Below are 23,667 nucleotides of genomic sequence, written 5' to 3' on the forward strand. Positions count from 1 at the left end.
TAACTATTAACTATTAACTATTAACTATTAACTATTAAGCTTTATGTTATAAATAAAAAATAATAACTATTAACTAAAATGTAATAGTTTAAAATTGTTAAATAATATATAGTAGCTTTTATGCAAAAGTTATTATTTGTTATATTTTTGAAGCGTTAATGAGTGGGCTATGATCGTGAAAATCCTTTCTGCCGCTGCCGGGTTCAATGGCGTTGTTTACAATGAAGAGAAAAGAGCACAGGGTGCAGCTCAGCTGCTCAAGGCTGAGAACTTCGGTTTCTTGAACCTGGCTGCGGGAAGCCTGAAGCAGGAGGATTACATCAGGTACATGACGTTGGTGGCAAACACAAACGAGTCAGTGCTAAAGTCCCAGTTCCATGCCATTATTTCCTGTAAGGGAAGGGAGAAGAGTGCGGAGGAACTCCTGGAAATCGCGGAGGAATACCTCCAGCGCATGGGGTACCATGACAACCCCTACCTTATCTACTTTCATTCAGATACTGCGCACAACCATGTGCACATGGTGTCTACCAGGGTAAGCAAAGAGGGGAAGAAGGTGAATGACAAGTATGAAAACGTAAGGTCTCAGAAAGTGATGCAGGAGATTCTGATGCAGGATGTGGCATACGAGGTAAAAGCATACTTGACTAAAACGCTGGCATATGGATTTTCCTCTGAAGCTCAGTTTAAGTTGCTGCTCGAAAGGGAAGGCGTGAAGGTCACGGAGAAGGAGGGGCAGTACCAGTTCATTAAGTACGGTTCAATGGTGCATGCCTTTGCAAGGAAAGAAGTTGCTGACAGGATAGCAAAGTATAAAGCACCAAATGCGCGTGTAGGGCAGCTGAAAGCCATATTCCGCAAGTATAAACGAGGCCTAACGGTGGAGCAGTTCTCCGGGCTATTAAAGGAAAAGTTCGGGATAGAGCTGGTGGTGCACCAGGCAAAGGGGAAGAGCACTCCCTATGGCTACACGATTCTCGACCATGCCAGCAAACAGGTGCTAAAGGGTTCCCAGGTGATGAAGCTCGATGAGCTGCTTTCCAGTGTTAACAGAGAAGATAAAATACAGGCTGGACGGGAGCTTATAGCCAAGCTTTCTGTAGACAGGGGGCTGTGCTACACCGGCTTCAAGAGACAGCTGGAGGCAACAGGGCTCCTGATCAACAGAAAGGGAGAGATCCGCATCAAGGGAGATGAAGAAGGCAGCATCCCTGTTCTGATGCTTGATAAGGCCCGTGTCAGGGCGCTGCTTTACCAGGAAAGGCTGCAGGAGGCACGGCAGTACACCGTGGCGAGCGATAAGGATATAAAGCTGCTTTCCAGGCTGTTTTTTGTAAAGCAGTCGGATCTGTCGGTTGCGAAGGCTTCTGACCCTCTGGAGAAGGAGGTGGTGGCCGCCAAGCTGCACAGCGGCCTTGCCAGCGGCAGGCCGCTGCAGGAAATCCTGGACAGTTGCGGCTGGAGCATCGCTCATGCAGACGGAAAGCACTTCCTGGTTGATCATCAGCAGAAACGGGTATATGCCTGGGTAGATCTGACCAATGAGAGGCCTGCCTTTCATGCTGTGCAGGTTGTTGAGCTCGATAAGGGTAGTGATCGGGCGAGGGAGGAAAGGCTGCAGGGCGCATGGACCCAGTCTTCCAGGGCCATCGGTCAACTGGCAGCTTCTATGCTTTACCATATGGAGTCAAACCTCGGACCTGATCAGGGAGAGAATAGGAAGAGAAAGAATCAACGAAAACGATAATATACATAGACGATTAATACATGAAAATTGTAGTAGCAAACCAAAAAGGAGGGGTAGGCAAGTCCACCACCTGTATACTGCTGGCTAACTATCTGGCCTTGGAGAAAAAGGACAATGTAATCATCCTGGATATGGACTTTCAGGACTCCATCTACTCCAGATGGGAGAAGGAGAAGGAGCTGTATGCCAATGACCCACTGTACGAGGTTATCAAGATGGAGGTAGAGGAGTACCCGAAATACAAGGTGCATATTGACAGTCTGCAAGGGGGGCATGTTATTATGGACATGCCTGGCAGGCTGGACACGAACGAGCTTATTGCTGTATACCAGGATGCTGAAGTAATCGTCTGTCCGTTTTCCTATGAAAAGATGACTTTTGAGTCCACCATGTTCTTTGTTCAGGTGGCCAAGCACGTTAACCCGCAGGTAAGGATTGTGTTCCTGCCAAACCGCCTGAAGTCCTCCGTGAATTATGAATTGAAAGCTGCCGTGGATGAGCAGCTGGCGCAATTCGGCACTGTGGCTCCGGCGCTGCCAGACCGTGTAGGATTTCAACGCATAGATACCGTATCGATCTCTTCGGATATCCGTGGGGTGCTCGATAATTCTTTTGGGTATATATATAATGAGTATTTAGAGACAATATAGAAGATTCTTTAAATAAAATTTATATTAATATTCAATAATTGAAACATTTTAATTAAATAACGTATATTATTCATGGCTACAGCAGGTAACAAAGGGTTTGACATCAAGAGCTTTAAGCAAAGCATAGGACAGGCTCCCCAGCAGAAAAACGCAGAAGAGAAAGCTGTTCAACCAGTTCCTGAGGAAAAAGAAGAGACGGCGCCCGCAGTTTCAAAATCGGGCAAAAAAGGTGAAAAGCCTAAGGCTTCTTCTACCGCTACAGCAGGCAAAAAGCAGGAGGCGCCTTCCTCGAAAAAGACAGCTGCAAAGGCTTCGGGTAAAGCAGCGTCAGGTTTGAGCTTTGAACAACTGCTTGCTGAGCTCGATAGTGCGAAGGATGAGTTTACCTTTACCTCCAAAACAGTTTATGTGGACGTGCATATACACGAAGTGCTAGACCTGCTGAAGAAAAAAGGAGGGATCAAAATCAATGTGCTGGCAAGCTACCTGTTTGCCAAATTCATTGAAGAGCATAAAGAGGAGATTCAAAGGCTCCGTGATAGAACGGATAACAAGTTCTTGAACTAAGCTGAATCTATAACATTAGGTAAAAAAGTATATAAATAAATAATCTAATCTTAAAATATACGTATAAGTATAAAACCGTTTTTCATATCTATTATATATTTAAAGTAGGAATGTCTAGTTTGTAAATCGATGTTTTAACTTAAATTATATAGCTATGTCTTGGGGCGTTTTCTTTGCTACGGTAGCAGTACTCTATGTGCTTTATTATGCAGGTAACCTGTTATTTGACCTGTATCTTCGAAATGCAAAAGGCGTAGCCGCAGATATGGTGGCGCAGTACAGTGTTTCAGATTTAGTAGACACTACAGAGGCACCCCAAGACATTGTGGACGAGGATTACCTGGAGGAAGAATTCGAGGAGGATTATGAGGATTACGAGCAGGAGGAGCAACCCTTGGATAGCGGTCTCCAAGAGTATCCTATTGCAGCCGACGGGCATGCCTTTGCGCACCAGACGGCCTCTGAGAATAGTGTCGCCATGCCCGTGATAGGGCAGGGGATACCCCTAGAGGAATTCCTTCAGAACGCCAGGCGACTTTCAAACGCAATACCTTTTTCTTCATAAATTTTTAACTCAATGACAGAGATTATGAAAAAGTTACTTGCTATGCTCGTATTGGTAGTCCTCGCTGTCCCATCTTCCTTTGCTCAAGGGGCCGGAGGCATTGATGCCGGAGCCTCTGAACTCCAAACTTACATTGACCCTGTAGGCAACCTAATCCTGGTCATCGGAGCTATTGTTGGTCTGATTGGGGGAGTTAGGGTGTACATCAAGTGGAACTCCGGAGACCAGGACACACAAAAGGCTGTCATGGGGTGGATGGGGTCCTGCGTATTCCTGATGGTGGTGGGGGTAGTGATCAAAGCCTTCTTCGGCTTGTAAGCCGTGGCTCCCGAAGATAACAGAGGATTTAATGTCTACAAGGGGCTGCAAAAACCCCTTGTATTTAAATCCTTGAAAGGTAGATATATCTACTGGGGCCTGGCCTCCGTTCTAACTGGCTTCTTTGCGGCAGTTGTCTTATCTGTTTCGCTCAACTTCTTTTCAGGTCTGGTAGCCTTGGTGATCGTGACTTTCGGCGGTATGGGGTTTACGGCTATGCAGCAGAAGAAAGGGTTGCATCATAAAACGAAGTCCAAAGGGGTATACATCATGCCCGCACAATGGAGGCGTTCTGCACGAAGATAGGAGTCTGGCCCTGGCAGCACAACTTTAACGTCATCACTTTTCTCAGCCATGAAAAAGCAGCGATTTGGTCTGCCATACATTGGCATAGACCGTCATGCCCATGATATTCTATATCATGAGCGCGGAGATTATTCGGTTATCATCAAAGTACAAAATCCTGCCCTGCAGTACTGTGCAGACGTGGAGGCTTACCATCTCTTCCACCAGACCTTTGCCAACATTGTTAAAATTCTAGGTGCAGGCTATACCCTTCAGAAAACGGACATACTAGCCAGGAAGTGCTATGTACCGAAGAAAACGGATGACCTCCTGAGTCAGAAATTTCAGGAGACATTTGCAGGAAGAGAGTACCTGGACGTCTCTACATACCTAACTATAACAAGGGATGTGCGGCGCTCCAGCTTCTTTACATATGACGAGAAAGACTTCAAAGCATTCCAGCGGAACGTTGCCAAAGTGCTGGACATACTGGAGAGCAGGTCTTTCAAGCCCTATGCTCTGAAAGAGATCGAGGTGAAGCAGTTTATTTCCCGCATGCTTGCCTTCAACTTTTCCGATGAGGTTTATGCGCTCAATAACCTCCTTGCCTCAGATGAAGGCCTTCAAGTTGGTGACAGCGTTATCCGATGTATCTCGCTTGTGGACATAGACGAGATCAACTTTCCGTCCAATCTTAAGCCAAACACAGCGCTTCACATAGGGTATAGCCTCCCGGTAGACCTGATGCATTTTCTGCACCAGGTACCAGGTTGTGACTGCCTGGTGTACAACCAAGTGATCCAAATCCCAGATCAGCGCCATGAATTGGCCAGGCTGCAGGCCAAAAGAAAAAAACACCTCTCCATGCCTGACCCGGCCAATGATCTGAGTGTGCAGGATATTGATCAGGTGATGGCCGATATCGCCAAGGATAACCAGCTGCTCGTGTACGGACACTACAGCGTGCTGCTTTCAGCCAGAGAAAAGGAGATAGACCGTGCTGCTAACTATCTGGAAAGCGCTTTGTTTTCCATTGGTATTATTCCCTCCCGAAACGCATATAACCAACTCGAACTATTCCGGTGTGCCTTGCCCGGCAATAGTTCGGAGCTTAAAGTATATGATAAATTTTTGACTACTTCAGACGCGGCCTTATGTCTGCTTTTTAAAGAACGTTTGCTGCAAAGTGAGTCATCCAGCTTTCAGGTATACTTCACGGACCGGCAGGGGATTCCTATCACGATTGACACGAGTGATGGGCCCATCTTCTCAGGCCGGATGAATAACCGTAACAAGTTCGTGTTGGGGCCTTCGGGAGCAGGGAAGTCATTTTTCATGAACCACCTGATCCGGCAGTATGCCCTGCAGCACACAGATGTTATTTTGGTGGATACCGGACACAGTTACTCCGGCCTGTGTGCCTACTACAGGGGCCGTTACATTACCTACTCCGAGGAGCAGCCTATCACCATGAACCCCTTCCGGATCTCTGCTGCCGAATTCAACGAGGAGAAGCGGGAGTTTCTCAAGTCATTGGTGGGCCTGCTCTGGAAAGGTGCCGAGGGCACTGTCAGCCAAATTGAGGACAGCGTCCTCTCTTCCGTTATCACTTCCTATTACCAATACTACTTTGAAAACGGCTTGGAGAGCAGCTACCTTTCCTTCCAGTCCTTCTATGACTTCTCCATCAGAAAGATCGACGAGATCACACAAAAAGAGTCCATTAAGTTTGACCTGACCAGTTATCGGTTTATCCTCAAGAAGTTCTGCAAAGGGGAGGCGTATGGCCAGATCCTGAACAACGAGATGGATACCACCCTTTTTGATGAGCCCTTTATTGTCTTTGAAATAGATGCCATCAAGGAGCATAAGGTACTTTTCCCGATCACCACCCTGATCATTATGGATGTGTTCCTTCAGAAGATGCGCCACAAGAAGAACCGTAAGGCGCTCATCATCGAGGAGGCCTGGAAGGCCATTGCCTCTCCGCTGATGGCCGGCTATATCCTCTACGTCTATAAAACGGTCCGCAAATTCTGGGGAGAGGCCGTGGTCGTGACACAGGAGCTGGATGATATCATCGGCAATGTTGTGGTTAAGAACTCTATCATCAACAACTCCGACACCATCTGCCTTTTGGACCAGACCAAATTCAAGGACAATTTCGATGAGATCGCCGCGCTGCTCTCTATCAATGAGGTGGAGCGCAAGAAGATATTTACCATCAACAGCCTCGACAACAAAGAGGGGCGGGGCCGCTTCAAGGAAGTCTACATCAAGCGCGGGGCCACCGGTGAGGTGTACGGCGTGGAGGTATCGCTGGAAGAGTATTTGACCTTTACCACCGAGCGCCAGGAAAAAGAGGCCATGCAAGTGTACCTGAGCAAGTATGGGGATTTCAGGGAGGCCTTGGAAAGGTTTGTCGCAGACTTCAAGGCCTCGGGGCTCAAGCTAAATGAATTTGTTCACCTGATTTTGCAACGCAGCTATGAAAAAGTACCTCTACACGCTTAGCTTCATGAGCCTGGTAACAGGTCATGTACTAGCCCAGCAGGTTGTTTTTGACCCGGCGGTCGTCTCCACACTTGTTGTCAACCACACGGCCCAGCAGGCGGCCTTAAACGACATTAAGGAAAACGAAGGAAAGATTGCGGCCCTGCAGACTACCATCAGCCTGAAGATGACGCAGATCAAGGAGCTGGAGGAAAAGATGTACAACTCCCTTAAATCTGTGCAATCCATTATCGGTCAGAGCAAGAACATTATCTATGCCTCCCAAATTGCCGCAGACATAGGTCATTACCAAAACCAAATGATGGAACTGGCGCGCGGTGATAACGAGCTGCTCCTGATCGCTGCCAAGACAGAGCTGGAGCTGCTCAACCGTACATCCGACCTGTTTACCTATATCTACCAGGTGGCTGTCATCGGCACGGATGTGAACCTAATGAACAATGCCGACAGGCTCACCCTTATCCGCCACGTGGTGGACGAGCTGCGGGTGATGCGGGGCCTGGCCTATTCCATTACCCGCAAGATGCGCGTGGCCAAGTACGCGGGCCTTTTGAAGACCATGAACCCGATGGGACTTGCCTACCCTGACAACAGCCAGGCGATCATCCGCTCCCTGATGGATGAGTACAAGGCAATCAAGAAGTAAATTATCACTATTGCTATGAATTCAATATTTGTACCCGCTTTGTGCCTGGCCCTGCTTCCTGGCCTCTTTACAGATGCCCTGGGGCAGGGCGTGCAGCCAGTTAACAGTAAAAACACAAGGTACCAGCTGGAGCGGGAGGTTGTTACCCGTTGGGGAAAGTTCAACCCGAAATGGTACTTTATTCTGTTTCATAACAAGTACAGGAAAGGGCCTGACAGGCGGAACATGCTGCAGCTTGCCCCTACCATGGCTTTGCTGAACCAGAACAAGGTGAAGGCCCAGGCGCAGGAGGAAGCAGTAAGCCAGGTATATGAGCAGGAGATGTTCAAGTTTGCTGACAGGTCCCTGAATAAAGGATACCACCTGTTGTATAAAAAGAAGATCGATGAACTCAACACTGCCCTATTGGGGATGAATGCTGAGGCGGTGCAGGCCGGGGTGCAGGCAGATTATATTTTGGCCATCCATGCCGAGCGGGATAGAATTAACGCCGACATCGGGATCATCCTGGACGCTTACCTGGACGATGCCAAAAAAGGGGAGCAGCTGCGGGTATACATCGGGGAGCTTACGGCCTTGAGGAATTATTTCAGGCGGCTCATCTCTCTCTTTAAAACGAGTCAGGACTTAACCGACTGATGCTATGCGTGAATTGATCGATAAAGCCATATTTGACCTGTTCGACGGGCTCTTTCTCAATATACAGGATTTGGTGAGTGTTTTTCTGTATGATGCGCAGGCGCTTTGCGCCATCAGCATGCTGCTCTACTTTGGCCTGGAGGCTTACAAAATGATGGCCGGTGATGAAACGCTTCGCATCATGCCCTTGCTGCGCCCTTTCGCCCTGACACTGGTGATTGTTTTCTGGCCAGGGTTTATCGATGCTGTGAACCTGCCGCTGCAGCTAGTCAATGATCAGGCAAAAGGCATGTACGGCGCACAGGTAGACCAGGTGGAGGATTTGCACCGGGAACGCCTCGCGCTGGTGGACAGTGTGGCCCGAAAGCTCTCTGAGAGCAGCGCCGAGTTTGAGCGGATTGAGAGTGAAGCCAGTGACGCGAGCTGGTACGAAACCATGGGGATTGACCTGCAACCCCTGTTTAACAAAATGAAAGGGTATTACCTGATGCTGATGGCCAAGCTGCACTTTACGGCGATGATGGTGGTGGAGTGGATGGTGATCAGCATCTTTCAGGTATGTTCCTACATTATCTATTTCCTGCAGATCATCTTTGCAGGCATTCTGGTGATCCTGGGCCCCTTCTCCTTTGCCCTTAGCGTGCTGCCGGGCTTTCGGGACTCCTACCTGACCTGGATTGCCCGCTATATTTCCGTAGGGCTGTACTCGGGACTGGGCTATATCGTTATGTCCATCTCCTTTGTGCTGGTCAAGTATGGGTTGATGAAGGAAATAGATATCCTGAAGGCAGTACTGGGCAACGAAGAGATGTTCATTGCCTACGTTTCCTTCCCCTCGGGCGGCATCAGTTTCTACATCGTCTCCTTGATTGTGGGAGGATTGGCCATGCTGACCATTCCCATTATTTCCACCTGGATCGTGCACACCACGGGTGTGGGTAATGCCATTGGTACAATGGCAGGAGGAGCTGCGAAGGCGGCCGGAGGAATTTTAAAATAAACTAAAAAGCGCTTGCTATGATAAACAACCTCGAAAAGAAAATGAAGCTGGCATTTGCCGTGAGTATCGGCAGCTTTATCTCCTCCATCATTATAGTAGGCACGGTTTGCGCCTTTGCCTTTCGTTATGCCGAGGAGCAACGGAAGAAGATCTATGTGATCGACCACTCGGTGCCGCTCTTGGTGGAGCAGACCGAGCTGGGGGTAAACCGGACAGTAGAGTACAAGTCGCACGTGAACATGTTTCACCTGCTCTTCTTCACGCTACCTCCAGATGACGCCTACATTAAGAATAACATCTCCAAGGCCATGTACCTGGTGGATGAATCCGGTCTGGCACAATACAACAACCTGAAGGAGAAGGGCTATTACAACCAGATCCTGGCTAGTTCTGCGGTTTTGACGATCAAAACCGATAGCGTTAAAGTGGACGAAAACAGGCACTTTACCTACTACGCCACACAGCGCATTGAGCGGGAGACCTCTGTGATGAAAAGACTTCTTGTCACAGAGGGGGATCTTGAGGAAGTGCCGCGCACAGAGAACAACCCCCATGGACTTTTGATAAAGAACTGGAAAACGGTCCTAAACAAGGACTTGGAGTATGTCGAAAAGAAATCCTTTTAGCGGTAATATAAAGCAAAGGCTTTCATACCTCAGGGAAAGTGTCAGGGACTACTGTGCCTCGAATCCTAAAGCAGTGGTGCTGGCCATGCTGGTTTTACTGTCTGTGGCTGTCAAGGGGCTATTAGTCGTCCGGCACCTGCACCAGGGAAACTATGCCGTGTCGGTTGGCGAGCTGTACAGGCAGCTTGATACTTCTGGCGACAAGATGACAATAGGCAGGTCGAGTACCGCAGATATGCTGGAGCTGATAAAGCTCTACAATACAGCCAGGCAGCTGGATCCTGACAGCCTGCGTGCCCAAGACAGTGTTTTTCTCAAAGATATTGATCAGCGTTTAAACCGAATCATCCATGAAGAGAATTAACTTTCGGCATCCCAGGTATGCCATCCCGCTCATCATACTCCCTTTCCTTGTCCTGCTTAATTATCTGTGGCTGGACATGACACCGGCGGCCACCGCCGCACAAACAAAAGTGGAGCTCACCGAGACAACAGCCCTGAATACCTCCCTTCCGGATGCTAACTTGAGAAAGCGGGACATGAAGGATAAGTTCTCGGCTTTTCGGGACGAGTTTAAGTATAGGACCGATTACTCGGCCATACAGGAAATCGGGGAGGATAGGGTAGACCCCAGGGACATTGCCTATGGCAGCGTGTACACGGAAGAGGAGCGGCGGATGCTCGACAGTCTCAATAACCGTATCCTATCGGATCAGCAGCCGGAGGGGTTTATGGAGCGTGTAAGCCAGCGGCAGCGCATCAGCTCAGAGCGCTATGCATCGGCTACTGCCTCTGTGCCTGGACGGTCAGCCCGCCCTATGCGAAAAGTTGAATCGGCATATGAAGAGGAAATGCGGCTATTCCGGGAGCAGATGATGTTTATTGACAGCCTGAGCCGGGTAGGAGAGGAACCTGTGCCTTCTCGTAGGGGGCCACAGCCGATGAAGGCCCATGCACCGGCTTCCGAGAAGCAAGAGCCGACACCGTTACCCGTGACAAAATACAGAAATACGAACAAAGCCTTTTTCAATACCATTACAGCAGACGGTGAGGAGCAGTTTATCAGAGCTATTCTGGACGAAGGGTTGAAGGTGATGCAAGGCGGCAGGATCAGGATTCGCCTGCTGGATGACATCTATGTGCGGGACTACGAAATAAAAAAAGGCAGCTACCTCTACGGCACGGTCTCCGGTTTCGGTGCCCAACGAATTGAGATAGCCATCCGCTCTATACTCTACGGCAACCAAATCATCCCGGTAGACCTGAGTATCTACGACAACGACGGCTTGGCTGGACTGTATGTCCCGGATTCGCAGTTCCGGGACTTTACAAAAGAGCTTGCCGGGAATGTGAGCAGTGGTCAGACACTGACTTTTGAGGATTCACCTGACAATGCCAGCCAGATGCTTTATTCTATGCTGGAAAGGGTTTCTCAGACCACCACCCGCGCCGCAGGCAAAGCCATCCGGAAGAACAAAGCTAAGTTGAAGTACAACACCATTGTTTATTTGATAGATAATAAAGCCCTGTAATATGAAAAAGCTATTCCTTCTATATGTGTTGTTTGCCCTGCTGTTTTCAGCCTCGGCACAGGATTCCCTTCAGGTAGTGCACGTGCATGAAAACATCTCCACGCATATTGTGAGTCCTGAGCCGATACAGTATGTAGATATCTCCACAGATGATGTAGCCGGAGACATACCTGTTGCCAATATCCTTCGGGTCAAACCCAAGCATGGCGGAGCAAAACCGGGTATTATCACCATCGTTGGAGAGCGCTTCCTTGTACAGTATAAGCTGGCCTACAGCCGAGCGGATCGGGCAGACACGGAGGTGCGTATAGACCCTACCCGGGTGGATGATTACCTGAACCCGGCTGTGGCCATGAGCCGGGAGGACATGACACGATTTGCGCTGCTGGCCCTCCAGCGAAAACCCCGGTTCAACAGTGTGACTACGAAAGGGCAGGGGATGCAGGCAAGGCTAAACAACATCTATACAGTGGGAGACTATTTCTTTATTGATGTCTCCCTTAGAAATGACACCAACATTCCCTATACGGTCGATCAAATACGGTTTAAGATTGAGGATAAAAAGGTCGTGAAGGCCACTAACTTTCAGCAGGTGGAGCTACAGCCCAGTTTCCAGCTTTATGACACGGGTAATTTCAAGCGTCAGTACCGGAACGTGTTTGTTTTCAGGAAGTTTACTTTCCCAGAGGAAAAGGTGTTCCATATTGAGGTGGCTGAGGAGCAGATTTCTGGGCGCACCATCTCCCTTAAAATTGACTATTCCGATATCCTTCATGCAGACACCTTATGAGAAAGTCATTACTCCTTTCCTTACTGCTCCTGGTTGTGCTGTCGTGCCGGGCGCAAGAGGGCTACACCCACCTGAACGTAGCAGGCGGCTGGATGTACAAGGATGCCTTAACTGCTAACCTTGCCCTGGAGTTCAGCAAACGCCACTATAATTCCTATGAGATCTTCGGTGATGCCTATAAGAGCAACGTGGACGACAGCAAAAACTGGTTAGTGGGGGTTGCCTACAAACCCATGCTTACCCGTTCCAGAAACACGTTTCTCAAGCTGCGCCTGGGAGCGGGCATTGGCTCCAATACAGCACATTTCATTGGTGCGCTGCAGGCAGGCCTGGAGCTGGGCTATGTGCTGCCGGGAAATGTAGTGCTGATGCTCCAACAGAAAAATGAGGGCGTGCTTCGGGTAAACCACAACTTTAGGACTGGCTTACTGGCGGGCATCAAAATTCCATTGTGAGCAGGATTTGGCTAGTCGACGGGAATTTTCTCAGGAAAGAAAGTTTGTTAAGTCTTTCCCTTACATCTATCTGATAGTATTGGATAACCTTTATCAGGAACGATATGGAAGAATCCAGCGAAATCAAAAAACTTTACTCCTTCCTGCAGGGACTTATCTATTTCACTATTGTAGTAGAGGTAGCTGTTTTCCTCTTTATGGATTCGGGCAGTATGTATCAGCTGCAGCCTGTACTGCGCAAGGTAAAGCGCATGGCTATTTATGAGCACATCTACTTCTCCAAAGCTTTTACCTTCGGGTTGATTCTGATCGTGAGCATTGGCACAAAGGCCAGGAAGAACCTGGATCTCGACCCGCTCCGGCATATCTTCCTTCCCTTGCTCATCGGCTGCGCCTTTTTCTTTGGCTCAGGTTTCTTTTATTTCTTTAAAAGCAGCCGTAATCTTTTCTGGGATGTGTCCCTGTCTGATGCGGCTTACATCCTGCTCTCCTTCTTAGGTGCAATGATGATTCATATAGCCTTGGATAACATCTCCAAGCATATACAACACCGATTAATGAAGGACAAATTCAACGTGGAAAATGAGTCCTTTGAGCAGTCCAGGAAACCGGTGCATACGCCTTACTCGGTGAACATCCCGATGCTTTACTATTACCAGAAGCGGGTACAGCGCGGGTGGCTTAATGTAGTAAACCCCTTTCGGGCAACACTGCTGATCGGTACGCCTGGCTCTGGAAAGTCTTTCTCAGTGGTGTTACCTTTTATCAAACAGCTCCTGGGGAAAGGCTTCTCTATGATGGTCTACGACTTCAAGTTTCCGGACCTGGCCAGAACGACTTATTACCATTACCTGGTCAATAGAAAGAGAGGGGTATTGAAAAACCACAGGTTCCATGTCATCAATTTTAACAGCGTAGAGCACAGCAGGAGATTTAACCCTTTAAAGCCAGAGTACCTGCCTACCCTGGCCGATGCCACCGAAACGGCTGAGGCGCTGCTGGAGGCTCTGCGAAAAGGAGACAGGGACTCAGGCTCTGCGCAGTTCTTCAATCAATCGGCCGTTAATTTCCTGGCCAGCTGCATCTACTTTCTGAGCCGCCACGAAGGGGGGCGGTATTCTTCATTTCCGCATGTACTTTCCTTCATTAACCTCAGCTATGATCAAATTTTCGAGGTGCTCTTTTCCGAACCTGAGCTGGAGAGCCTGCTTTCGCCTTTTGCCACAGCCTATAAAAACAGAGCCTTTGAGCAGCTGGAAGGACAGATTGGCACCTTAAAGATTAATATTGGCCGGCTTGCCACAAAAGAAACATTCTGGGTACTATCAGGAAACGACTTTAACTTAAAGATAACGGACCCGGAAAACCCTTCTGTTTTGGTGATTGCAAATGACCCGGCCACACAGAGCATTAACAGCGCCTGCAATGCGCTTATCCTCAATCGCATGACACGCCTGATCAATACAAAGGGGAACTTGCCCTGTGGGCTGATCGTGGATGAGTCTCCTACGCTTTACATACACCGGGTGGAGAACCTGATCGCTACCGCCAGGAGCAACAAGATAGCAGTGCTGCTGGGCCTGCAGGAACTACCGCAGCTGCGGCAGCAGTATGGCAGGGAAACAGCCGATACCATTTGCTCTGTAGCGGCCAATGTACTCTCGGGCTCTGCCCGTAATAAAGAAACGCTTGACTGGCTGGAAAAACTGTTTGGTAGGGTGAGGCAGCTAAAGGAGGGGCTTAGCGTGGACCGAAACCGTACCTCTGTGAACATGAACGAGGAAATGGGACCGCTTATCCCGGCATCCAAAATAGCCAATTTGCAGGCGGGCGAACTGGTAGGACAGGTGGCTTCCGATAGCGAAGAGTATAGCGGGAAGTATGTTGCCAGTACCTACCACTGTAAAATTAATCTCGACCTTGATAACATACAACAGGAAGAAAAGCAGTATCTTGACTTGCCAAAATTTTATAACTTTGGTACCCCCGACCAAAAAGACCAAATCCTGAGAGCAAACTACAATAAAATTAGAAATGAGGTTAAGACACTAATCACAGCGTTACAGGAATGAGCGTAAGCATACAGGAGTTAGGCCAAAGGCTAAAGCTGCTGCGAAAGCGGCTTGATTTATCGCAGGAGAGCCTGGCAGAGTCCATGGGGGTGAACCAGAACCAGATATCCCGGCTGGAGAACGGGGTGGGAGGGACTATCGAACTGCTTTTGCTCCTGTTCAGCTTCTACAGTAAGCACTTTCACGTGGACCTTCTTTTTTCCGACAACTTCGACATCCTGGAGAAGCACGAGAAGCTATCCAACAGCCACAGCCTCAACAGCATTGCCGTTGAAAAGCTGAAGCTCGCCCAAAGTGAATTTTCCACGCAGATTGAGGAGGTGATTCGGTTGCTGAATACCCCCTGATTCATTTTGTTTCTACGGCCATTTTTCAATAATATTTCTTGATTTATCTTGCTTAAAAGATGAATAGTTAATCTTAAATACAATAATTGCCCAATTTTATTTGATATGCCAGGCAGAGTGGTAATTGGAGGACTTAGAAGGCTAATTCTCTTCCAGGGATGAACTACCTATCTCAATTTCGGTCATTTGTTAATACGCCCAGTCCTTCACTTGAACCCGACTGCGACCCGAAATCAAGCCTATTGCAAACCGTTTACAGATCAGAAACAACCAGTTTTCAAGTTGCTTCATCTCCGATGTTGAGCATTTACCAGTTGTAATTTCTCTGCCTCAGAAAGCTAAGGAAACAAGCTACAGCTTCCACAAAGCTGATTCTGCGGCTGTCCTTGCTGCCTCAGTCAAACTTGATCCGCTGTATCCGCACGGCATTCAGTATAGCCAGTAAGGCTACCCCCACATCAGCGAACACCGCCTCCCACATGGTGGCCAAACCACCAGCACCCAGGATCAGCACGATGGCCTTCACACCGAAAGCCAGGGCGATGTTCTGCCATACGACCTGCTTGGTCTTTTTACCGATGTTGATGGCCGTGGCAATCTTGGAAGGATGATCTGTCTGAATCACCACGTCCGCCGTCTCGATGGCGGCATCGGACCCCAGCCCGCCCATGGCCATGCCCACGTCTGCCAGCGTGATCACGGGCGCATCGTTAATCCCGTCCCCCACAAAGGCAACTGTTCTGCCCTGTGCTTTCAACTCTTCCACTTTGCTCACCTTGTCCTGCGGCAGCAGCCCGCCGTATGCCTCGTCCAGCTTCAGCTCACCAGCAACTTTCTGCACAATGGAGTCCTTGTCACCCGATAGCATAACCAGCTTTTTCACGCCCAGTTCCCGCATTCGGCTCACGGCCAGCGGTGCATCCTCCTTTACCTTGTCGGCGATGGTGATGTAGCCCGTGTAGGTACCGTCCACAGCCACTACCACGATCGTTTCCACGATCTCCTTCAGGCTCGGGTCAAAAGCAACATGAAACTTCTCCAGCAACCTAGTATTTCCCACCAGCAGTTCTTTGCCGTCCACCTTACCTTTCAGCCCATGCCCGGATATCTCCTCCACCTGCTCCACACGGTGCTGTGTATATGCCTGGCCTGCCTCGGCCATAATGGCCTGCGCGATTGGATGCGTGGACTTGCTCTCCAGCGCAGCCACGGCCGTCAGGAACCAAGATTTATCATCCAAAACCGTCTCCACCTGCTGTACCTTAAACACCCCCTCTGTCAAAGTGCCGGTCTTGTCCATGACCACCGTATCCACCTGCGTCATCAGGTCCAGAAAGTTAGAGCCTTTAAAGAGCAAACCATTGCGCGATGCCGCCCCAATACCTCCAAAGTAGCCGAGCGGAATGGAGATGACAAGCGCGCAGGGGCAGGAGATCACCAGGAAGATAAGCGCCCGGTACAGCCATTGGTTAAAGTCATAGGCTTCCACGAAAAAGTATGGGATGAAAACTAATCCAACGGCCAGGAAGAACACAATGGGCGTGTACACTTTGGCGAACCGGGTGATGAACTGCTGCGTTTTGGCCTTCCGGCTGCCAGCCTCCTCCACCAGTTTCAGGATCTTAGACAAGGCACTGTTCTCGTAGGCAGAGCTTACCCGAAGTTCTATCACCCGATCCAGGTTGATCATACCGGCCAATACCGTTTCCCCCTTGCTTTTCGTGTCAGGCTTCGACTCACCGGTGAGGGCAGCCGTGTTGAAAGAGGAGCGTTCGGAGAGCAGCTCCCCGTCCAGGGCCACCTTTTCGCCGGCTTTTACCTGCACCACGTCGCCCACCCGCACTTCTTTGGCCTTCACGTTTATTATGCCCTTCTCAGTCACCAGCCCTACTTCATCAGGCCGGTTGTCGATCAGCGCCTTGATGGAGCGGCGGGAGCGCAACACGGCCGCTTCCTGAAAATGCTCTCCAACCACGTAGAAAAGCATCACGGCCACGCCTTCGGCATATTCCCCGATGTAAAAAGCGCCCAGCGTGGCCATGCTCATCAGAAAGAACTCGTTGAAGAAACTGCCCCGAAGGCTCTTGATGGCGTGCCACACCACGCGCCAGCCCACCAGCACATAAGCAATTGCATACACTATAAAGCGCACATAACCCGTGAACCAGGGCGTATCGAGGTAGTCCAGCAGGATGCCGCTCAATAGCAGGATAAGGCTAAGTGCTGTGGGGATGTAGGATGATTTGGCTTCCTCCTCGGCGTGCTCGTGCTCCATGGCACCTGCCTGCTTTGTCTTTCCGTCCACGGAGCAGCACTCGGCCCCCACATTCGGGCCGGGAGCTTCCGCCGTACGGGGCGAGGTTATCTCAAGAGGCTTAAAATCTTCCTCTATGTTTTTATCTGTCTCTATATGCTTTGTCATGTTCGTATTCTTTCAAATGTTATCGTGCAGATTCGATGATCTGCTTCAAGTCATCCGGAATCGGCATAGGCCGGAGCGGCGGCACGTTGGCACCACCGGTGTTTCCAACCGGTATCACCCCTGCCCATGACTTCACTCCCCCGATCAGCAGGCGGGGAAGCTGCCCTACTATCTCCTTAATGTTCTTGGTTTGAAAACCAAATAAAAACATCTTCCAATGTACGGCAGTGTGCTCTATGGGGTAAGGCTGCCCCAGAATGTGCGCCCGCTCCAGATGCCGCCATGCCTCAGCAGCAAGCCCCTGCTGCCACAGCGTGCGGTAAGAAGTTAGCTCCTGTCGGTAGTAAGTCCGGAGGGGTGTGGGCATGCTCCAGTTAAATTTCATAGTTCTTCTCTTGTTTTCTTTTACAAAACTACTGCCCAACCGCCTGCAATTGCATTGCATTGTTTAGTTGCACCTGCCGCAGGTCCCCTTGATCACCAGGCTAGCTTCTTCCTGCTTAAAGTTGTCCGGCAGGGGGATTTTAGGGATGCGCAACATCGGCAGGCAAATCGTTTCCCGGCATTTATTGCAAAAGAAATGCACATGCAGATCCTCTGGAGCGCATTCACAGCCTTCTTCGCAGAGCGCATATTTTACCGAACCGGTGCCATCCATAATGCTATGTACCAATCCCTTTTCCTCGAAGGTTTTCAGAGTACGGTACAAGGTGATGCGGTCCGCCCGGTGAAAAGCTGCCTCCAGGTCGCTGAGGCTAACAGCCGTCTGTTGTGAAGAAATATACTCTAGTGCAAGCAGGCGCATGGCCGTTGGACGTATGTTTTTATCCTGCAGTAGTTTGTCCAGATTTTTCAGCATGTTTCTATAATTAATGACCATGGCCGCCCTCATTCTCAGCGTTTCGCATTTTAGAAAGCAGCGAGTAAGCTCCTTTGGTAACAAAGTTTCCGGTAGCCGTATCTACACCGGCGGGAAGTGCCACCTGTACAAAACCGCCTTGTTCCACGCCGCGCACCACGGGTACCATTCTAAATTTTTTCATCAGGGCATTTCCTTCCTGCTCCTGGCCTGTGTAGAGAAAGACAAATGAAGTGTTGTTTTCCTGTACCACCGCTGTTTCCGGTAAGGCCAGTACCTGCTTGTCATCCAGCGCCACCTGGGCCTGCACGTACATGCCGGGCACCAGGTCCTTGTCTTCCTCTTCCATGTGGGCGTGCACCTGCACGGTGCGCTCCGGGCTGATTTCTTTGCCGATCAGGAAAATGGTGGCTTCGCGCTGAGCCGCGCTTTCCCCGGGCAAGGAGTAGCGCACCACTTGCCCTTTCCTGAGTGAGGTCAGGTCTTTTTCAAACACGGTTAGCTCCACGTGCAGGTGGTCGGTATCGGCGATGCGGAAAAGTACATCCGTGGGGGCAACGTATTGGCCCACATCTGCCTTGACATAGGTAATATAACCTTCTAAAGGCGCATGGAGCGGCAGTATACGTCTGATTTTACCGCTTCGGAGAGAGCCGTTCGTGATACCGATGATGGCCAACCGCTCCTGCAGGGCCTGTACCCGCGTCTGCACACTTCTGTACTCGGCCACCGTTTGCTGGTAGGTCTTGGCAGAGGACACCTGCTCCTCGTGCAGTTCCTGCTGGCGCTTATATTCCAGTTCCAGGTAATCCAGGCGGTTCTTTTCTTTCAGGTAGTCTTCCTGCAGCGTCACAAATTCCGGGTTTTCGATCGTAGCCAGCAGGTCGCCTTTCTTAACATAGGTGCCTTCCAGCACCTGGGTTTTCCGGATAAACCCGCCAAGCGGAGCCGTTACGGAAGCCATGTTCTGCGGCGGCAGGTCCAGCTTGCCGGTAAGTGTGAGGGTGTTGCTCAGGTTGCGCAGCTGCGGCTTGCCTAAGGTAATGCCTGCCACCTGGTACTGCTCTTCCGTTAGTTCGGCACTTGCCGGGTTCTCTTCTTCATGGGCTTCTTCTTCCCGGTGTCCGGGCTCCTGAGCAGTTTCTGCTTCGTTGCCGCAGGCGCCAATCAGGAACAGGCCCATGAAATATACGATATAGCTGATCCTTTTCATTTGGGATGGATTCAAATTAATTAGTTGTTTTGATTTTCAATAAGAAACTGTAGCTCAATCACGGCCCGGTTGTAGGCGTGGAGGGTTTCCAGATAGTTTGTCTGAATTAAAAGTCCCCTGTTCAGGCTCAGCACATAGTCCTGATAACTGATTTCCCCTACCCGGTAAGCTTTTGTGGCCTGCTCGATGATGAGCTGCGCCTGTGGCAGCGCAGTTGCCTCGTAGTAGGCCAGGCTGCTTTGCAGTTTTAACCCCTGCTGCAGGGCCGCTTTGGTATCTGCCAGCAGCTCATTGCGGGCTTGCTGCAGGTCCAGGTTGGCAGCATCGGCCTGCAGTTTGGCGGCTTGAACGCGCCGCTGCTGCGGCTTTGGCCAGAGGGGTATGGCCACGCCGAATGACACTTCCTGCGCCGGCTCCACATCGGCAATGACACTTTCGTGGGCGCCTAAGGTACGGTTGGTGTACCCCACTTGCAGGTCCGGCAGGAGCCTTGCCCGCTCCACCTTTGTCTCGGCCTGCCTTACTTCTATCTGTTGCCGTGCCAGCTGCAGGCGTGGGTGCTGCTCCAGCATCTCTTCGGTAACCGTTGGGAATGGCAGTTTTTGCAGAACGGTGTCTGCCGGGGCGACACCTGCATTTATCGCTAAAATAGCTTGCAGTCGCTCCTGGAAAATGGCCCTGTCTGCCTCTACCTGGAAGGCGTTGTTACGCACTTCTGAGAGTTGTGCCTCGGCCGTTACCCTCTCGAGCAGGTTTGTCTCCCCGGTTCGCAGCCTGACCTGGGCTGCTCTCAGAAACTGCGCATACAGGCTGTCCTGGTAATGGAGCAAGTGCAGCTGCGAAAGAGTGTACACCAAGCCGTAGTAGTTGAGCCTGACATCCCGCACTATTTCCCGCTCGCGCTGTGACAGATTGAGCCTGCTTACCTGGGTGAGCTCTTCCGCCAGCTTCGCTTGGTGGGCGTATACTGTGGGGAAGGGAAGCGATTGGGATACGGAAAGCTCATTGTCATACGCACCCGTCGCAAGCTTGCCCGTGGAGTACTGCACCTGGGTTTTATCGATACCCCAGGCTGCCCCTTTCAGTGCCTGGGCTCTTTTCACGCCCAGCTTGGCAGCTCCTACACTCGGGTTCTGATCAAGTGCCTGGGAAACCGCCTCAGGCAACGTATACACCTTTACGCCTTGCTGCGCCTTTGCCTGCTGCGGCGCGGCAAGCGACAGCACGGTGAAAGCACCCAGCAGGAAGAGAAAAGCCGTACCCGCCGAAAGCCCGTCGTTTGCTTTTTTACGCTGATATTTCATGTAATAACCTTCTAATAAAACATACAGTACGGGCAGCACGATCAGGGTCAGCAGGGTGGATGTGATCAGGCCTCCGATCACAACGGTAGCCAGTGGTTTCTGTACTTCCGCGCCTGCCGTGGTGGAGAGCGCCATCGGCAGAAAGCCCAGCGAAGCCACGGCAGCCGTCATCAGCACCGGGCGCAAGCGTACCGATGTGCCGTCCAGCACCACATCGCGCAGGCTTAGGCCGGGGTGTTCCTTCCGCTGCCTGGTAAACTCGGCAATGAGCACGATGCCGTTCAGCACGGCCACGCCGAAGAGCGCGATAAAACCGACCCCGGCGGAGATACTGAACGGCATGCCGCGTACCCACAGGGCCAGCACGCCCCCAATGGCCGAGAAGGGGATGGCGGTGAAGATGAGCAGCGAGAACCGTACGGACTTAAAGGTAAAGTAGAGCAGCAAAAAGATAAGCGCCAGGGCAGCGGGCACGGCCACCGAAAGTCGCTCGTTGGCCTGCTCCAGGTTTTCGAACTGCCCGCCATAGGTGATAAAGTACCCGGTTGGCAGCTGAACCGCGCTGTCGATCTTATCCTGTACTTCTTCCACCACGCTGGCAATGTCCCGGCCCCTAACGTTGAAGCCCACGATGATGCGCCGCTGGGCGTCTTCCCGCTGAATTTGGTTCGGTCCCTGTTGAAAGTGCACGCTGGCCAGCTGCTCCAGCGGCACCTGCACCCCGCTGGGGGCTGTGACATAGAGCTGCCGCACATCGTCTATACTTTGCCGCTTTTCCTGCGCAAGCCTGACCACCAGCTCAAAGCGGCGGTCGCCCTCGTACACCATGCCCGCACTCTGCCCGGCAAAGGCGGAGTTGATGACCTGGTTCACCGTTTCCACATCCAGCCCGAACTTGGCGAGCTGGTCGCGGTTAATGTCCACCACGATCTGCGGCAGGCCCGACACCTGCTCCACGTACAGGTCTTCCGCCCCCTCTACCGTTGACACCACACGGCCCACTTCCTGGGAAAGGCGCGTCAGCTCCTGCAGGTCTTCCCCGAATATCTTGATGCCTACATCCTGCCGCACCCCTGAAATCAGCTCGTTGGAGCGCAGCTGTATGGGTTGGGAAACGCCGAAGGTGACACCCGGAATGGCTTCCAGGGCCTCGGTCATCTTACTGGCCAGCTCTTCGCGGGTTCTGGCGCTGGTCCACTCCTCCTTGTCTTTGAGTATAATGGTCACGTCGGCAGACTCCATCGGCATGGGGTCTGTCGGTATTTCGGCAGCCCCGATCTTGCTGATGACCTCCTTTACTTCCGGAAACCGCTCTTTCAGGATGCGGGAAGCCAGCGTCACTTTCTCGACGGTCTCCGAAAGGGAGCTGCCCGTCAGCAACCTGGTTTCCAGCGCAAAGTCGCCTTCGTCCAGCGTGGGTATAAACTCGCTGCCCATGCGTGAGAAGAGCAGCAGGGCCAGGGCCAACAAGCCCACGGCTAATAACAGCACCAATGCCTTCAATCGTAAGGCTCCTTTGATGACGGGACTATACAGGCGCTGGAAGAAGTCCATCATCTTATCGGAGAAATTACGCTTGTGCGCCGTGTTCTTGCTCAGCACCAGCGCCGACATCATTGGCACATAAGTCAGGGAAAGGATAAAAGCACCCAGGATGGCGAAGGAAACCGTCAGTGCCATGGGCCGGAACATTTTTCCTTCTATCCCCACCAGCACCAGGATAGGCAGGTACACGATCAGGATGATGATCTCGCCAAAAGCAGCCGACGTGCGGATCTTACGGGCCGACTCGTATACTTCTTCATCCATCTGAGCCTGGGTGAGCCTGTTGCCGCCACGCAAGCCCAGGTGGTGCATGGTGGCTTCCACGATGATCACGGCGCCGTCCACGATGATGCCGAAGTCTATGGCCCCCAGGCTCATCAGGTTGCCCGTCACATTAAACTGGCGCATCAAGATAACGGCAAACAGCATGGAAAGCGGTATAACGGAAGCCACCACCAGACCGGCCCGCAGGTTCCCCAAAAAGAGCACGAGCACAAAAATCACGATCAGGGCTCCTTCAATCAGGTTCTTCTCTACCGTACTGATGGCTCTGCCGATCAACTCACTCCGATCCAGGAAGGCTTCCACGGCTACGCCTTCGGGCAAGGTTTTCCGGATCTGCTCCATGCGCTCTTTTACCCGCTTTACGACCTGGTTGGTGTTCTCGCCTTTGAGCATCATCACAATGCCTCCTACTGCTTCGCCTTGGGCATCGGTCAGGGCGCCGTAGCGGTTGGCAGCGCCAAACTGCACCTGGGCAATATCCGAGATAAGGACCGGCGTGCCGTTGGAGGTGTTGCTGACCACCACCTTCTCTACTTCGCTCAGGCTCTTGATGAGCCCTTCGCTGCGCACAAAGTAGGCATTTGGCTTTTTGTCGATGTAAGCCCCTCCGGTGTTGCCGTTGTTGCGCTCCAGGGCTGTGAGTACATCCGTGATACTCAGGTTGTGCGCTTTCAGCCTGTTGGGGTTTATGGCAATCTCGTACTGTTTCAGATAACCACCAAAGCTGTTAACCTCCGCCACACCGGGCGTACCCAGCAGCTGCCGGCGAACGATCCAGTCCTGAATGGTGCGCAGCTCCATGGCTGAGTACTTGTCTTCGTAGCCTGGTTTGGCATGCACCACATACTGGTAAATCTCGCCCAGGCCAGTGGAAATAGGCGCCATTTCGGGGCTGCCGACGCCAGGTGGTATGTTCCGCGAAGCTTCCGTGAGCCGCTCTGCCACCTGCTGGCGTGCCCAGTAGATGTCCACTTTCTCTTTGAACACAATGGTTACCACCGAGAGCCCGAAACGGGAAATGGAGCGCACTTCTTCGATGTCGGGAATAGTGGCCATGGTCTGTTCCACCGGAAAGCTGATGAGCCGCTCCACTTCCTGGGCCGCCAGCGAAGGGCTGGAGGTGATGACCTGTACCTGTTTGTTGGTGATGTCCGGGACGGCATCGATGGGCAGCTGGGTCAGGGAATAGCCGCCCCATACAACAAGCCCCAGCGTTAAGATGCCGATGATGAGCTTGTTGTAGATGGAAAAATGAATGATTTTGTCTAACACTACAATGGTTGGTT

22 protein-coding genes are annotated in these 23,667 nt (G+C 51.2%); 17 read left to right on the top strand and 5 right to left on the bottom strand.

Annotated elements, in window-relative coordinates; translation table 11 throughout:
* The first annotated feature begins 169 nt into the window (after window positions 1–169).
* The 17 genes from B051_RS0120005 to B051_RS21715 all read left to right on the top strand — a co-directional run bounded on the left by B051_RS0120005 (window position 170) and on the right by B051_RS21715 (window position 14,753).
* Window positions 170–1,747, top strand: a complete 1,578-nt coding sequence (locus tag B051_RS0120005) for a relaxase/mobilization nuclease domain-containing protein (protein WP_018480015.1) — start codon at window positions 170–172, stop codon at window positions 1,745–1,747.
* A 20-nt stretch (window positions 1,748–1,767) separates the two neighbouring features.
* Complete coding sequence (locus tag B051_RS0120010; RefSeq protein WP_018480016.1) at window positions 1,768–2,397, top strand: ParA family protein; 630 nt, start codon at window positions 1,768–1,770, stop codon at window positions 2,395–2,397.
* A gap of 72 nt (window positions 2,398–2,469) precedes the next feature.
* Window positions 2,470–2,964 (top strand): hypothetical protein, encoded by a 495-nt coding sequence (locus B051_RS0120015; protein ID WP_018480017.1) that lies wholly within the window; start codon window positions 2,470–2,472, stop codon window positions 2,962–2,964.
* A gap of 154 nt (window positions 2,965–3,118) precedes the next feature.
* Window positions 3,119–3,529, top strand: a complete 411-nt coding sequence (locus B051_RS0120020; RefSeq protein ID WP_018480018.1) for a hypothetical protein — start codon at window positions 3,119–3,121, stop codon at window positions 3,527–3,529.
* Between the two features lie 42 nt (window positions 3,530–3,571).
* A complete protein-coding gene (locus B051_RS0120025) occupies window positions 3,572–3,847 on the top strand; it encodes a DUF4134 domain-containing protein (RefSeq protein ID WP_106219179.1) in 276 nt (91 codons plus the stop codon).
* A gap of 3 nt (window positions 3,848–3,850) precedes the next feature.
* Window positions 3,851–4,153 carry a hypothetical protein gene (locus B051_RS0120030; protein WP_018480020.1) on the top strand — a complete coding sequence of 101 codons (303 nt, stop codon included), beginning with the start codon at window positions 3,851–3,853 and terminating at the stop codon, window positions 4,151–4,153.
* Between the two features lie 48 nt (window positions 4,154–4,201).
* Window positions 4,202–6,646, top strand: a complete 2,445-nt coding sequence (locus tag B051_RS0120035; RefSeq protein ID WP_018480021.1) for a TraG family conjugative transposon ATPase — start codon at window positions 4,202–4,204, stop codon at window positions 6,644–6,646.
* Window positions 6,621–7,292, top strand: coding sequence for a hypothetical protein (locus B051_RS0120040; protein ID WP_018480022.1), 672 nt, complete (start codon window positions 6,621–6,623; stop codon window positions 7,290–7,292). Before B051_RS0120035 ends, B051_RS0120040 begins: the two co-directional genes overlap by 26 nt.
* 15 nt (window positions 7,293–7,307) lie before the next feature.
* The gene (locus B051_RS22115) at window positions 7,308–7,931 is read left to right on the top strand and encodes a hypothetical protein (protein ID WP_157579141.1); all 624 of its coding nucleotides are present in this window, start codon (window positions 7,308–7,310) and stop codon (window positions 7,929–7,931) included.
* 4 nt (window positions 7,932–7,935) lie between these two features.
* The gene (locus B051_RS0120050; protein WP_018480024.1) at window positions 7,936–8,931 is read left to right on the top strand and encodes a hypothetical protein; all 996 of its coding nucleotides are present in this window, start codon (window positions 7,936–7,938) and stop codon (window positions 8,929–8,931) included.
* Between the two features lie 17 nt (window positions 8,932–8,948).
* Window positions 8,949–9,557 carry a conjugative transposon protein TraK gene (traK, locus tag B051_RS0120055; RefSeq protein WP_018480025.1) on the top strand — a complete coding sequence of 203 codons (609 nt, stop codon included), beginning with the start codon at window positions 8,949–8,951 and terminating at the stop codon, window positions 9,555–9,557.
* Window positions 9,535–9,921 (top strand): hypothetical protein, encoded by a 387-nt coding sequence (locus B051_RS0120060; RefSeq protein ID WP_245539674.1) that lies wholly within the window; start codon window positions 9,535–9,537, stop codon window positions 9,919–9,921. The genes traK and B051_RS0120060 overlap by 23 nt, the downstream gene beginning before the upstream one ends.
* Entirely contained in the window at window positions 9,908–11,089 is a 1,182-nt protein-coding gene (gene traM, locus B051_RS0120065; protein ID WP_018480027.1) for a conjugative transposon protein TraM, read from the top strand. Before B051_RS0120060 ends, traM begins: the two co-directional genes overlap by 14 nt.
* 1 nt (window position 11,090) lies before the next feature.
* Window positions 11,091–11,879 carry a conjugative transposon protein TraN gene (gene traN / locus B051_RS0120070; protein WP_018480028.1) on the top strand — a complete coding sequence of 263 codons (789 nt, stop codon included), beginning with the start codon at window positions 11,091–11,093 and terminating at the stop codon, window positions 11,877–11,879.
* Window positions 11,876–12,334: a hypothetical protein gene (locus B051_RS22120; RefSeq protein ID WP_018480029.1), complete on the top strand. Its 459-nt coding sequence runs from the start codon at window positions 11,876–11,878 to the stop codon at window positions 12,332–12,334. Before traN ends, B051_RS22120 begins: the two co-directional genes overlap by 4 nt.
* A gap of 104 nt (window positions 12,335–12,438) precedes the next feature.
* Window positions 12,439–14,406, top strand: coding sequence for a type IV secretory system conjugative DNA transfer family protein (locus B051_RS0120080; RefSeq protein WP_018480030.1), 1,968 nt, complete (start codon window positions 12,439–12,441; stop codon window positions 14,404–14,406).
* Window positions 14,403–14,753, top strand: coding sequence for a helix-turn-helix domain-containing protein (locus B051_RS21715; RefSeq protein ID WP_018480031.1), 351 nt, complete (start codon window positions 14,403–14,405; stop codon window positions 14,751–14,753). The genes B051_RS0120080 and B051_RS21715 overlap by 4 nt, the downstream gene beginning before the upstream one ends.
* 394 nt (window positions 14,754–15,147) lie before the next feature.
* Here the strand turns inward: B051_RS21715 and B051_RS0120090 are convergent, their stop codons facing one another.
* The 5 genes from B051_RS0120090 to B051_RS0120110 form a co-directional block, all read right to left on the bottom strand.
* A complete protein-coding gene (locus tag B051_RS0120090; RefSeq protein ID WP_018480032.1) occupies window positions 15,148–17,175 on the bottom strand; it encodes a heavy metal translocating P-type ATPase in 2,028 nt (675 codons plus the stop codon).
* Between the two features lie 19 nt (window positions 17,176–17,194).
* Window positions 17,195–17,560 (bottom strand): DUF3703 domain-containing protein, encoded by a 366-nt coding sequence (locus tag B051_RS0120095; protein WP_018480033.1) that lies wholly within the window; start codon window positions 17,558–17,560, stop codon window positions 17,195–17,197.
* 63 nt (window positions 17,561–17,623) lie between these two features.
* Window positions 17,624–18,034 (bottom strand): Fur family transcriptional regulator, encoded by a 411-nt coding sequence (locus B051_RS0120100; protein WP_018480034.1) that lies wholly within the window; start codon window positions 18,032–18,034, stop codon window positions 17,624–17,626.
* A gap of 10 nt (window positions 18,035–18,044) precedes the next feature.
* Window positions 18,045–19,247: an efflux RND transporter periplasmic adaptor subunit gene (locus B051_RS0120105; protein ID WP_018480035.1), complete on the bottom strand. Its 1,203-nt coding sequence runs from the start codon at window positions 19,245–19,247 to the stop codon at window positions 18,045–18,047.
* A 20-nt stretch (window positions 19,248–19,267) separates the two neighbouring features.
* The gene (locus B051_RS0120110; RefSeq protein WP_018480036.1) at window positions 19,268–23,653 is read right to left on the bottom strand and encodes a CusA/CzcA family heavy metal efflux RND transporter; all 4,386 of its coding nucleotides are present in this window, start codon (window positions 23,651–23,653) and stop codon (window positions 19,268–19,270) included.
* Between the last annotated feature and the right edge of the window lie 14 nt (window positions 23,654–23,667).

It is taken from the genome of Pontibacter roseus DSM 17521, from assembly GCF_000373265.1.
GTDB classification, from domain to species: Bacteria; Bacteroidota; Bacteroidia; order Cytophagales; family Hymenobacteraceae; genus Pontibacter; species Pontibacter roseus.